Raw genomic sequence first — 10,321 nt, forward strand, 5'->3', positions numbered from 1 at the left:
AGACAATGCCCTCGTGATCATGCACCCGCAGATCATCGGCGACCTTACCGCACAGCCAAAAGCCGAACAGCATGGTGATGCCAAGCATCAGCCAATAACCCCAGTCGGGCAGCATTTGCCACAGCGGAATAAACGGTAATGCGACTAAAGAACCCCAAGTGCCAGGCGCTTTGGGCAAGGTTCCGGAGCCAAAACCGAACGCCAGGAAATGCCAAGGGTTCGTCCAGACTGTCGGTGGCACCCGCTGCCCTGCGGTCTTTTTAGAAGAACTTGTCACTGAATATCCTGAAAATGTTGGTAGCCACGCGCCAATGGCGTGACATCTGTTCCGTCGGCGTCGACCAGACAAACGCCCTGCCCCGCTTCTACCCGGCCGATCACATGCACGGATGAACCGGCAGCGCGCAAACCAGCCAATTGCGATTCGGGCATCGTGAACGCCAGCACATAGTCGTCACCGCCACTGAGCGCCGCTTCGCGTGCAGCCTCCAACCCGAGAAATGCCAAAAGCGCTGCGGACAACGGCAACGCATCTTGCTCAATCACCAGCCGTACGTTGGACGCCGCAGCAATGTGCCCGCAATCAGCCAATAACCCATCGGAGATATCCAGTGCGGCCGTGGCTCTACCACGTAAAGCCAGCCCTAGCGCCAACTGTGGTTGCGGCGACCAATAGCGCGCCAGCAATGCCTCGGTGATAGACGCCTCGGCCGTGCGCTGGTTCAGTACCAGCGGCAATGCACCGGCACCCTCACCCAACAGGCCCCCGACGCACAGCAGATCGCCGACTTGAGCGCCGCCTCGCGTTAACGCCAGACCCGCAGGCACACGACCAAACACCGTCATCGTCAGGCTTAAAGGCCCACGCGTGGTGTCGCCCCCCACCAGCCGCAACGAGCAGCGTTGCGCCATCAGGTCCAAACCTTGGGCGAAAGCCTGTAACCAGTCGGCATCGACAGTGGGTAAGGTCAGGGCGAGGGTAAACGCGAGCGGAGTCGCGCCCATTGCAGCCAAATCGCTGGCGGAGACCGCAAGTGCGCGTTGGCCCAACAGAAACGGGTCGCAGAGGTCAGGGAAATGCACGCCAGCAACCAGCGTGTCGGTAGAGATTGCCAACTGTTCACCGGGCGGCAACGTTAGCAGGGCGCAGTCGTCGCCGATCCCCAAAGCAACACCCTCGCCCGCCTGTGCACAGGGCGCAGCGGCGAAGTATTTGCGGATCAGCGCGAATTCATCCATGGCGATCAGGCGTTCAAGAACGCTTGTGAGCCTTCACCTCGGCTTCGCGCAAGCGCGGAGCCAATTTGTCCAGCACGCCATTGACGAACTTGTGGCCGTCAGTCGAGCCGTAGACTTTCGCCAGCTCGATACCTTCGTTGATCACAACGCGGTAAGGCACATCGACACGCTTGAGCAGCTCGTACGTCGACAGACGCAGGATAGCCAGTTCAACCGGGTCGAGTTCTTCGATGGTGATGTCCAGGCAAGGCGCGAGGGCAGTATCGATCGCGGTCTTGTTAGTTGGAACGCCGTGCAGCAGCTCTTGGAAGTACGTAGCGTCTACGTTGCTGAAATCGTTATCGACGCGAAACTGCGCTTCGATTTCGTTCAGCGAGTGACCTGCCATGTGCCACTGGTACAGGGCTTGGGTCGCGAGCTGACGCGCTTCGCGGCGCTTGGCACTTTTACCCTTGGCGGCTTCTGGATCTTTGGCGTCGCGGGGGTTGAACTGGTCGGTATCGTCGGAAATCATTTGGCCTCCAACGCTGCCAACAAGCTGACCATCTCAATGGCGCACAAGGCAGCTTCAGCGCCCTTGTTGCCGGCTTTGGTGCCAGAACGTTCAATGGCTTGTTCAATCGAGTCGACGGTCAGTACGCCAAACGAGACCGGCACGCCGAATTCCATGGAAACCTGAGACAGGCCTTTGACGCATTCGCCAGCGACGTATTCGAAGTGCGGTGTGCCGCCACGAATGACTGCGCCCAAGGCGATGATGGCTGCGTACTCGCTACGTTGGGCAACTTTCTGCACCACCAGCGGAATTTCGAAGGCACCCGGCGCGCGGATGATAGTGATGTTGCTTTCGCTCACACCATGGCGAACCAAGGCATCAACGGCACCGCTTACCAGACTTTCGACGACGAAGCTGTTAAAGCGGCCAACCACCAAGGCGTAACGGCCTTGGGGAGCGATGAAGGTACCTTCGATGGTCTTCAGGGTCATTGGGTGTGTCTCATCTTAAAGAGCAAGCACGCCCAATCGGCGTGCTTTAAGGGATTTTAGGCCACCAACTGCAGACTGTTGGGCAGAAAACGTGAAATCCAGTGGATATTCAGGCGCTGCCCAGCCGGTCGTTATTCGGAGGGCACGTATTCTACAACTTCCAGATCGAAACCGGATATCGCATTGAACTTCATTGGCGAACTCATCAAGCGCATTTTGCGCACGCCCAAGTCGCGAAGGATCTGCGAACCGGCCCCGACGATGCTGTACGTCGTGGGGGTTTTGACTACTGCGTTCTCTGCGGTTTCGCGGATGTGCGCCAGCAATGCATCGCCATCCACTGGATGACCCAACAACAGCACAACCCCGCTACCCGCCTCGGCCACGGCAGCCATTGCCGCACGTAGGCTCCAGCGGCCGGGCTGCTTGACCATCAATAGATCGCGTAACGGGTCCATGTTATGCACCCGAACCAAGGTCGGCTCTTCCGCGCAAATTTTGCCGAGGGTCAACGCCAGATGGACGTCGCCTTCAACCGAATCGCGGTAGGTCACCATGTTGAACTGGCCCAATTCACTGTCCATCGGCTGTTCTGCGATCCGCTGAACGGTACGCTCGTGAATCATCCGATAGTGAATCAAGTCAGCGATGGTGCCGATTTTGATCCCGTGTTCAGCAGCAAACACTTCCAGTTCAGGACGACGAGCCATGGTGCCGTCGTCGTTCATGACTTCGCAGATCAAGCCGCTGGGCTCAAAGCCGGCCATTCTCGCCAAGTCGCAAGCGGCTTCGGTGTGGCCGGCGCGTGCAAGAGTGCCACCGGCCTGGGACATCAACGGGAAGATATGGCCAGGGCTGACAATGTCTTCGGCCTTGGCATCCTTGAACGCAGCGACCTGTACCGTACGGGCGCGGTCGGCAGCGGAAATACCGGTGGTCACACCTTCGGCTGCTTCGATGGACACGGTGAACTTGGTGCCAAAGCCGGAACCATTACGCGGCGCCATCAACGGCAGCTTGAGGGTTTCGCAGCGCTCGCGGCTCATGGGCATGCAAATCAGGCCACGGGCGTACTTAGCCATAAAGTTGATGTCTTTGGCATGAACGCACTCGGCGGCCATGATCAAGTCACCTTCGTTCTCACGGTCTTCGTCATCCATGAGGATGACCATTTTGCCCTGGCGAATATCTTCAACCAGTTCTTCAATGCTGTTGAGCGCCACAAGGCACCCCCTTTAATCAGGATTTGAGGTAGCCATTGGAGGCTAGAAAACTTTCGGTAATGCCGCCTGATGCAACGTTTGGCTCTGCGGCCTTATCGCCCAACAACAGACGCTCCAGATAACGCGCCAGCAAGTCCACTTCCAGGTTGACCCGACGTCCCGGTTTGTACTCGGCCATGATGGTTTCGGCCAGTGTGTGCGGGACGATAGTCAGATCGAATTCAGCGCCATTGACGGCGTTCACGGTCAGGCTGGTGCCATCAACGGTGATCGAGCCTTTGTGCGAGATGTATTTGGCCAGTTCACGCGGTGCGCGAATGCGAAACTGGATGGCGCGGGCGTTTTCCTCGCGCGCGATCACTTCGCCAACACCGTCGACATGCCCGCTGACCAAATGGCCGCCGAGACGCGTAGTGGGCGTCAGTGCTTTTTCAAGGTTCACCGGGCTGCCGGTTTTCAGGTCATCAAATGCGGTGCAATCAAGGGTTTCGCGGCTGACGTCAGCCCAAAAGCCGTCGCCCGGCAGCTCAACTGCGGTCAGGCAAACGCCATTGACCGCAATGCTGTCGCCTAGTTTGACGTCGCCGAGATCAAGTTTGCCGGTGGCCACATGAACACGGATATCGCCGCCTTTTGGGGTCAGCGCACGGATACTGCCAATGGATTCGATAATGCCGGTAAACATGGGTTCCTCCAGAAGAATAATATGAGCGGTTGTTCAGGCAGGAACGGCGATCACTCGCCAATCCTCACCGACAGCACGCATCTCAATAATTTTTAGTTCCAGCGCTTCGCTCATCTTCGCCAAAGGCAAATCAAGCAGCGGACGCGCAGAAGAACCCAAAAACTTGCCCGCGACAAAAATCTGAAACTCATCGACCAAGCCGAGCCGGGTAAATGCACCCGCCAACGCAGGACCTGCCTCGACCAGCACGTCATTGACGCCACGCGCGGCCAACTCGACCATCAATTTGTGTAAATCGACCTGACCGGCACTGTTGGCCAGCGCTAACATTTCGTGGCCTTCGGCAAGGTAATGCTCACGCGCCGAGGCCGCAGCGCAGGTCACCACCAGCGTGTTGCCGGCCTGGAAGAACGGCGCATCAAGGGGCACTCGCAGCCGGCCGTCGATCAACACGCGCAAAGGCGGGCGAGTCAGGGCCAGGGCAGTTAGCTCGGCATCTAGGCCAAGCTCGTCCGGGCGAACCGTCAGGCGTGCGCCGTCGGCCAGTACCGTGTCGGCGCCAGTCAATACCACGCTCGATTGTGCGCGTAATCGCTGCACCGCAGATCGTGCAGCCGGGCCGGTGATCCATTTGCTTTCACCGCTGGCCATGGCCGTGCGCCCGTCGAGGCTCATCGCTAACTTAACCCGCACGTACGGCAGGCCGTGCTCCATACGTTTCAAGAAACCCTTATTGAGCGCACGCGCATCGCTTTCCAGCACGCCGCTTTGTACTGCAATACCCGCCGTCATCAGGCGCAGCAAGCCTTTGCCTGCAACGTCCGGGTTAGGGTCTTGCATCGCCGCAACGACCCGCGCGACACCGGCATCGACCAATGCATCGGCACACGGCGGCGTACGCCCGTGGTGGCTGCACGGTTCAAGGGTGACGTAAGCGGTGGCGTCGCGGGCTTTATCGCCGGCTTGGCGCAGGGCATGCACTTCGGCGTGGGGTTGGCCGGCGCGAACGTGCCAGCCCTCGCCAACAATCTGACCGTCACGGACGATGACGCAGCCGACTCGCGGGTTGGGGTGCGCGGTATAGATGCCTTTGCGTGCGAGTTCCAGCGCGCGGGCCATGTAATGGCGGTCGAGGGCGCTCTGTTCAGTCGAAGGTAGGCTCATTCTTTCACCGGTTCGCGGGCGAGACGGTCGATCTCTTCGCGGAATTCATTGAGGTCCTGAAAACGTCGATATACCGAAGCAAAGCGGATGTAGGCCACTTCGTCGAGCTTCTGCAACTCGCCCATTACCAGTTCACCCACCACCAAGGACTTCACTTCACGCTCGCCGGTCGCTCGCAGCTTGTGCTTGATGTGCGCCAACGCGGCTTCAAGGCGCTCAACGCTGACTGGACGCTTTTCCAGGGCGCGTTGCATACCGGCCCGTAACTTTTCTTCGTCGAAGGGCTGACGACTGCCGTCTTGCTTGATCAGGCGCGGCAGCACCAGCTCGGCGGTTTCAAACGTCGTAAAACGCTCGCCGCAGGCCAGGCATTCCCGGCGGCGGCGAACTTGCTCGCCTTCGGCAACAAGGCGTGAGTCGATGACTTTGGTGTCATTGGCACCGCAGAAGGGACAGTGCATGGTGGCAGGCAACAAAAAAAGGGAGGCTCATGGTAGGGCGAGTCTTCATTTATTTCCAGCGTGGAAAAAATGCGGCCCGTCGCCGGGCGCTTTAGCGGCGCGACAAGTCTTGGGCTTTACGGTATATAGACGCGCGGCGGCCCGTGTGAAAATCACCCGTTTGGGCAATACTGCACCTCTTGCCGCCTCTCCCCGGATTTTGTTTTGTTGGAGCTGTTCATGTCGCTACGACCGCTTGTTTTGCTGAGCCTTGTTGGCTTGTTGGCCGCTTGCAGCAGCGAAGCACCGAAAAATCCTGTCGCGGCCAAAGCAGCAGTTCAGCAAGCCGCCCCGGCTAAAGTGCAGGAAGGCTTGGGTCCATTGCCCGCTCACCAGCGCGAATTGAGCGGTCAATTGGTGGGTGCGCCTGCCGGCGCGCTGGTGGAATTGGCGTTACTGGTCATTGATGACAAAGGTCGCCCGCAACGCTTGCTGGCTAACACCACGTTGAACGGCACCAATCAGCCATTGCCGTTTCAGCTGCGTTTCAACCCGGAATCCTTCCCCGTCGGCGCCCGCGTTGAGCTGCGCGGCCGGGCCAGCCAGTCCGGCCAATTGATCTTGCACCTGCCATCGCTGCGTATCGAACAAGGCACCACCCAAGCGCTGGGGGCTTTGCAGTTGGTTGTTGCACCGTAATCACAGACCTCACCAACACAAATCCCCTGTGGGGCCGAATTCATTCGGGAAGCAAACGACGCGGTTTGTCTGATGCACCTCGTTGCGGCCTTCGCGAATGAATTCGCCCCCACAGAAAATCCCGGCAGCCCCTCGGTACGTTTTCGCGGTGATATAGTTGCGCCATTGAATGCCTTTTTCGAGATTAGCGATGAGCCAGGACACCCCATACATTTTCGACGCAACCACTGCGACCTTCGACCAGTTGGTCATCGAGAGCTCGTTCCATCGGCCCGTGCTGGTGGATTTTTGGGCTGAATGGTGTGCGCCCTGCAAAGTGCTGATGCCGATGCTGACGAAAATAGCTGACGAATATCAGGGCGAGTTGCTGCTGGCTAAGGTCGATTGCGACGCTGAACAAGACATCGTCGCGCGCTTTGGTATCCGCAGCTTGCCGACCGTGGTGCTGTTCAAGGACGGCCAACCAGTGGACGGGTTTACCGGTGCGCAACCGGAGTCGGCGATTCGGGCGATTCTCGAACCCCACGTGCAACTGCCGCCGCAGGTGGCCGCTGATCCGTTTGAGCAAGCGCAATTGCTCTTCGCCGAAGGCAGCATTGCTGATGCCGAAGCCGTCTTGAAGCACCTGCTCGGCGAGGACAACACCCATGCTGCTGCGTTGATTCTTTACGCACGCTGCCTTGCCGAACGCGGCGAACTGGTAGAAGCCGGTGCTGTACTCGATGCCGTGACGGGTGATCAGCACAAAGCCGCGCTGGCCGGTGCCAAGGCGCAGTTGACGTTCCTCCGCGAAGCGGCAAACTTGCCGGACGTTGCCGATCTGAAAACCCGCCTGGCCAAAGACCCACAAGACGATGAAGCGGCCCATCAACTGGCGATTCAACAATTGTCGCGCCAGCAATACGAAGCCGCGCTGGATGGCTTGATGAAGCTGTTCATCCGCAATCGCAACTATGCCGAAGGTCTGGCGCACAAAACCCTGCTGCAAGTGTTCGACCTGCTAGGCAACGATCACCCGCTGGTCACCATGTACCGTCGCAAACTGTTTGCCGCGCTGTACTAACTGACCCAGCTGTACAGCGGCGCATCGGCGCCGCTCACCACTTTGACGTCGGCACTGTGGCGTAAACGTACCAACAGGCGTTTGCCCGCTGCGGTGCTGCCGGTCAACGCCTCAAGCTCACTGAGCAAATCCGGCCCACTCATCTGCCCGGCCTTGCGCAGCAAGTCTTTAGCGACTTGCCAGATGGCTTGGTCCTGACTGACCGGGGCCGACGCTGGCACCGCGCCTGCTGGCTTGGTCGCCTGCAACTGTGAACCGAGTTGCGCACCCAACTGCGCCCAGTCGCCTTCGTCCAACTCAAGTGTCAGGTCCACCGGCCACTCGCCAATGGTTCCACGGATACGCAACATGCTTGTCTCCCTATGAAATAAAGACCCCTGTAGGAGCTGCCGAAGGCTGCGATTGCGATCCGCCTTGAGAACCGCGTTATTGCCTTCCCGAATAAATTCGGTCCCACAGAGGATCGCATATTATCCGTGGGACCGATTTATTCGGGAAGCGATCGCACGGCACCGGACAATTGTTATAAGATCACATAACGAATTAATACCCTCTGCGTCCGGAGCTTCCCCATGCGTCGTCTGCTACTTGCCCTGCCTTTTGCTCTGCTTCCACTGGCCGTCGCCCATGCAGCTGAAGTCGAGCACGGAAGCCTCGGCGCCCATGAGCACGGCGTTGCGCGGTTGGATATTGCACTGGACGGCCGCTCGTTGGAGTTCGAACTGGACAGCCCATCGATGAATATCGTCGGTTTTGAGCACGACGCCAGCACTGCAGCTGACAAGGCCACAGTCGCCAATGCACGCGAGCTGTTGCTGAAGTCTCAAGCGCTGTTCAACCTTCCGCTGGCTGCCAAATGCGCGGTGACCACACAAAAACTGCAAAGCCCGTTGTTCGGTGACAAGCCTGAAGCTGACGATGATCATGACGACGACAACCACGCCAATGACAAGGGTGAAGCAGGCGAAGAGCATCATCACAGCGAGATCCACGCGCATTACGTGTTTGTCTGCGAAACCCCTTCAGCGCTGAAAAGCCTCGACCTGTCGCAAATCTTCAAGACATTCCCCGGCACCCACAAGATTCAAGTACAACTGATCGCTCCGAGTGGCCAATATGGCACTGAAGCAACGCCTGACAACGCCACGCTGAAGTTCTGATAACCCGGTGAACGCGACCCCAATGACCCAAGCACTTATCGAGCTGTCCGACCTTGGCTTTAGCTGGCCAGGTCACCCGCCGTTGCTGGACATCCCGGCGTTTCGCCTGGAGCCCGGTGAAACCTTGTTCCTCAAGGGCCCGAGTGGCAGCGGCAAAACCACGCTGCTCGGGTTATTGGGCGGCGTGCAGAAACCCAACCGGGGCAGTATCCGCCTGCTGGGTCAAGAGCTGACAGAACTGTCGGCCGGCGCTCGCGACCGTTTTCGGGTTGATCACACCGGGTATATTTTCCAACAGTTCAATTTGCTGCCGTTTCTCTCGGTACGGGAAAACGTCGAGCTGCCGTGTCACTTCTCCAAACTGCGCGCCGCACGGGCGACCCAGCGCCATGGCAGTGTCGATCAGGCCGCAGCGACCTTGCTTGCGCATTTGGGCTTGAAAGACACAGCGCTGCTGAGTCGGCGGGCAGACTCGTTGTCTATCGGCCAGCAGCAACGGGTCGCTGCTGCCCGGGCACTGATCGGTCAACCGGAACTGGTGATCGCTGACGAACCGACCTCCGCACTGGACGCCGACGCCCGCGAGGCATTTATCCGCCTGCTGTTCGCGGAATGTCAGGAAGCCGGTGCCAGCCTGCTGTTCGTCAGCCACGATCAAAGCCTGGCGCCACTGTTCGACCGCAACTTATCGCTGTCCGAACTCAATCGCGCCGCCGTCGCCGCAGAGGTTTGAGATGTATTTGTTTCGTCTAGCCATGGCCAGTCTGGCTAACCGTCGTTTCACCGCGTTTCTGACGGCGTTCGCCATCGCCTTGTCGGTCTGCCTGTTGCTGGCAGTCGAGCGGGTGCGTACCGAAGCTCGGGCCAGTTTCGCCAGCACTATCAGCGGCACTGACCTTATCGTTGGCGCGCGTTCAGGCTCGATCAACTTGCTGCTGTATTCGGTGTTCCGCATCGGCAACGCTACCAACAATATTCGCTGGGACAGCTTTGAGCATTTCGCCAATGACCCTCATGTGAAGTGGGCGATCCCGATTTCCCTGGGCGATTCGCACCGCGGTTATCGGGTGATGGGCACCAACGAAGCCTATTTCGAGCATTACCAGTACGGCCATCAGCAGAACCTGGAATTGGCCACCGGCCGACCGTTCAAGGCTGATCCGTTTGAAGTGGTGCTAGGGGCCGAAGTCGCCGATGCGTTGAAATACAAATTGGGCGATAAGCTAGTGTTAGCCCACGGCGTTGCAGTGGTTAGCCTGGTCAAACACGACGACAAACCCTTCACCGTGGTTGGGATTCTCAAACGTACCGGCACGCCCGTAGACCGTACGTTGCACATCAGCCTTGGCGGCATGGAAGCGATCCATATCGATTGGCACAACGGCGTTCCCGCCCATGGCGCCGGGCGCATCAGTGCCGACCAAGCGCGCAACATGGACCTGACACCGACCGCGATAACCGCGTTTATGTTGGGTTTGAACAACAAGATCGCAACCTTTGCCGTGCAGCGAGATATCAATGAATTTCGTGGCGAGCCGATGCTGGCGATTTTGCCCGGCGTTGCGTTGCAGGAGCTGTGGAGCCTGATGAGCACGGCCGAACAAGCGTTGTTCATTATTTCGCTGTTCGTGGTGGTGACCGGGCTGATTGGCATGCTCACC

14 protein-coding genes are annotated in these 10,321 nt (G+C 58.8%); 5 read left to right on the forward strand and 9 right to left on the reverse strand.

All coding sequences use genetic code 11. From position 1 onward, the window contains the following. From M0974_RS02860 to nrdR, 8 genes are all read right to left on the reverse strand, one after another. Positions 1–277, reverse strand: a 277-nt coding sequence (locus M0974_RS02860; RefSeq protein WP_297832494.1) for a phosphatidylglycerophosphatase A, incomplete at its 3' end; no start/stop codon positions are given. Next, the gene (thiL, locus tag M0974_RS02865) at positions 274–1,239 is read right to left on the reverse strand and encodes a thiamine-phosphate kinase (protein ID WP_297832495.1); all 966 of its coding nucleotides are present in this window, start codon (positions 1,237–1,239) and stop codon (positions 274–276) included. The genes thiL and M0974_RS02860, both read right to left, overlap by 4 nt. Before the next feature lie 13 nt (positions 1,240–1,252). After that, entirely contained in the window at positions 1,253–1,753 is a 501-nt protein-coding gene (gene nusB / locus M0974_RS02870; RefSeq protein ID WP_297832498.1) for a transcription antitermination factor NusB, read from the reverse strand. Next, positions 1,750–2,226 (reverse strand): 6,7-dimethyl-8-ribityllumazine synthase, encoded by a 477-nt coding sequence (ribE, locus tag M0974_RS02875; RefSeq protein WP_297832501.1) that lies wholly within the window; start codon positions 2,224–2,226, stop codon positions 1,750–1,752. The genes nusB and ribE overlap by 4 nt, the downstream gene beginning before the upstream one ends. A 131-nt stretch (positions 2,227–2,357) precedes the next feature. Beyond that, complete coding sequence (gene ribBA, locus M0974_RS02880) at positions 2,358–3,449, reverse strand: bifunctional 3,4-dihydroxy-2-butanone-4-phosphate synthase/GTP cyclohydrolase II (RefSeq protein WP_297832505.1); 1,092 nt, start codon at positions 3,447–3,449, stop codon at positions 2,358–2,360. 16 nt (positions 3,450–3,465) lie between these two features. Further along, the gene (locus tag M0974_RS02885; RefSeq protein ID WP_297832507.1) at positions 3,466–4,134 is read right to left on the reverse strand and encodes a riboflavin synthase; all 669 of its coding nucleotides are present in this window, start codon (positions 4,132–4,134) and stop codon (positions 3,466–3,468) included. Between the two features lie 33 nt (positions 4,135–4,167). Continuing rightward, positions 4,168–5,298, reverse strand: coding sequence for a bifunctional diaminohydroxyphosphoribosylaminopyrimidine deaminase/5-amino-6-(5-phosphoribosylamino)uracil reductase RibD (gene ribD, locus M0974_RS02890; RefSeq protein WP_297832511.1), 1,131 nt, complete (start codon positions 5,296–5,298; stop codon positions 4,168–4,170). After that, positions 5,295–5,759, reverse strand: coding sequence for a transcriptional regulator NrdR (gene nrdR / locus M0974_RS02895; protein WP_297832514.1), 465 nt, complete (start codon positions 5,757–5,759; stop codon positions 5,295–5,297). The genes ribD and nrdR overlap by 4 nt, the downstream gene beginning before the upstream one ends. 219 nt (positions 5,760–5,978) lie before the next feature. Between nrdR and M0974_RS02900 the strand changes: the two genes are divergently transcribed. Continuing rightward, entirely contained in the window at positions 5,979–6,437 is a 459-nt protein-coding gene (locus M0974_RS02900) for a YbaY family lipoprotein (protein ID WP_297832517.1), read from the forward strand. Positions 6,438–6,627: 190 nt separating this feature from the next. Continuing rightward, positions 6,628–7,500 carry a thioredoxin gene (trxA, locus tag M0974_RS02905; RefSeq protein WP_297832520.1) on the forward strand — a complete coding sequence of 291 codons (873 nt, stop codon included), beginning with the start codon at positions 6,628–6,630 and terminating at the stop codon, positions 7,498–7,500. Here trxA and M0974_RS02910 read toward each other — a convergent pair. Continuing rightward, positions 7,497–7,850 carry a hypothetical protein gene (locus tag M0974_RS02910; RefSeq protein WP_297832523.1) on the reverse strand — a complete coding sequence of 118 codons (354 nt, stop codon included), beginning with the start codon at positions 7,848–7,850 and terminating at the stop codon, positions 7,497–7,499. The genes trxA and M0974_RS02910 overlap by 4 nt on opposite strands. 222 nt (positions 7,851–8,072) lie before the next feature. On the opposite strand from M0974_RS02910, the gene M0974_RS02915 reads away from it, so the two are divergent. The 3 genes from M0974_RS02915 to M0974_RS02925 form a co-directional block, all read left to right on the forward strand. Further along, positions 8,073–8,660: a DUF2796 domain-containing protein gene (locus M0974_RS02915; RefSeq protein WP_297832526.1), complete on the forward strand. Its 588-nt coding sequence runs from the start codon at positions 8,073–8,075 to the stop codon at positions 8,658–8,660. A gap of 22 nt (positions 8,661–8,682) precedes the next feature. Next, the gene (locus tag M0974_RS02920) at positions 8,683–9,393 is read left to right on the forward strand and encodes an ABC transporter ATP-binding protein (protein WP_297832529.1); all 711 of its coding nucleotides are present in this window, start codon (positions 8,683–8,685) and stop codon (positions 9,391–9,393) included. 1 nt (position 9,394) lies between these two features. After that, on the forward strand, positions 9,395–10,321 hold a 927-nt coding region (locus M0974_RS02925; protein WP_297832532.1), incomplete at its 3' end, for an ABC transporter permease.

It is taken from the genome of Pseudomonas sp. (assembly GCF_026224925.1).
Classification (GTDB): Bacteria; Pseudomonadota; Gammaproteobacteria; order Pseudomonadales; family Pseudomonadaceae; genus Aquipseudomonas.

What these genes read in the sequence shown, in the direction of transcription:
- thiL (WP_297832495.1), bottom strand. Translation starts at nt 1,239, where the DNA reads ATGGATGAATTCGCGCTGATCCGCAAATACTTCGCCGCTGCGCCCTGT.
- nusB (WP_297832498.1), bottom strand. Translation starts at nt 1,753, where the DNA reads ATGATTTCCGACGATACCGACCAGTTCAACCCCCGCGACGCCAAAGAT.
- ribE (WP_297832501.1), bottom strand. Translation starts at nt 2,226, where the DNA reads ATGACCCTGAAGACCATCGAAGGTACCTTCATCGCTCCCCAAGGCCGT.
- M0974_RS02885 (WP_297832507.1), bottom strand. Translation starts at nt 4,134, where the DNA reads ATGTTTACCGGCATTATCGAATCCATTGGCAGTATCCGTGCGCTGACC.
- ribD (WP_297832511.1), bottom strand. Translation starts at nt 5,298, where the DNA reads ATGAGCCTACCTTCGACTGAACAGAGCGCCCTCGACCGCCATTACATG.
- nrdR (WP_297832514.1), bottom strand. Translation starts at nt 5,759, where the DNA reads ATGCACTGTCCCTTCTGCGGTGCCAATGACACCAAAGTCATCGACTCA.
- M0974_RS02900 (WP_297832517.1), top strand. Translation starts at nt 5,979, where the DNA reads ATGTCGCTACGACCGCTTGTTTTGCTGAGCCTTGTTGGCTTGTTGGCC.
- trxA (WP_297832520.1), top strand. Translation starts at nt 6,628, where the DNA reads ATGAGCCAGGACACCCCATACATTTTCGACGCAACCACTGCGACCTTC.
- M0974_RS02910 (WP_297832523.1), bottom strand. Translation starts at nt 7,850, where the DNA reads ATGTTGCGTATCCGTGGAACCATTGGCGAGTGGCCGGTGGACCTGACA.
- M0974_RS02915 (WP_297832526.1), top strand. Translation starts at nt 8,073, where the DNA reads ATGCGTCGTCTGCTACTTGCCCTGCCTTTTGCTCTGCTTCCACTGGCC.
- M0974_RS02920 (WP_297832529.1), top strand. Translation starts at nt 8,683, where the DNA reads ATGACCCAAGCACTTATCGAGCTGTCCGACCTTGGCTTTAGCTGGCCA.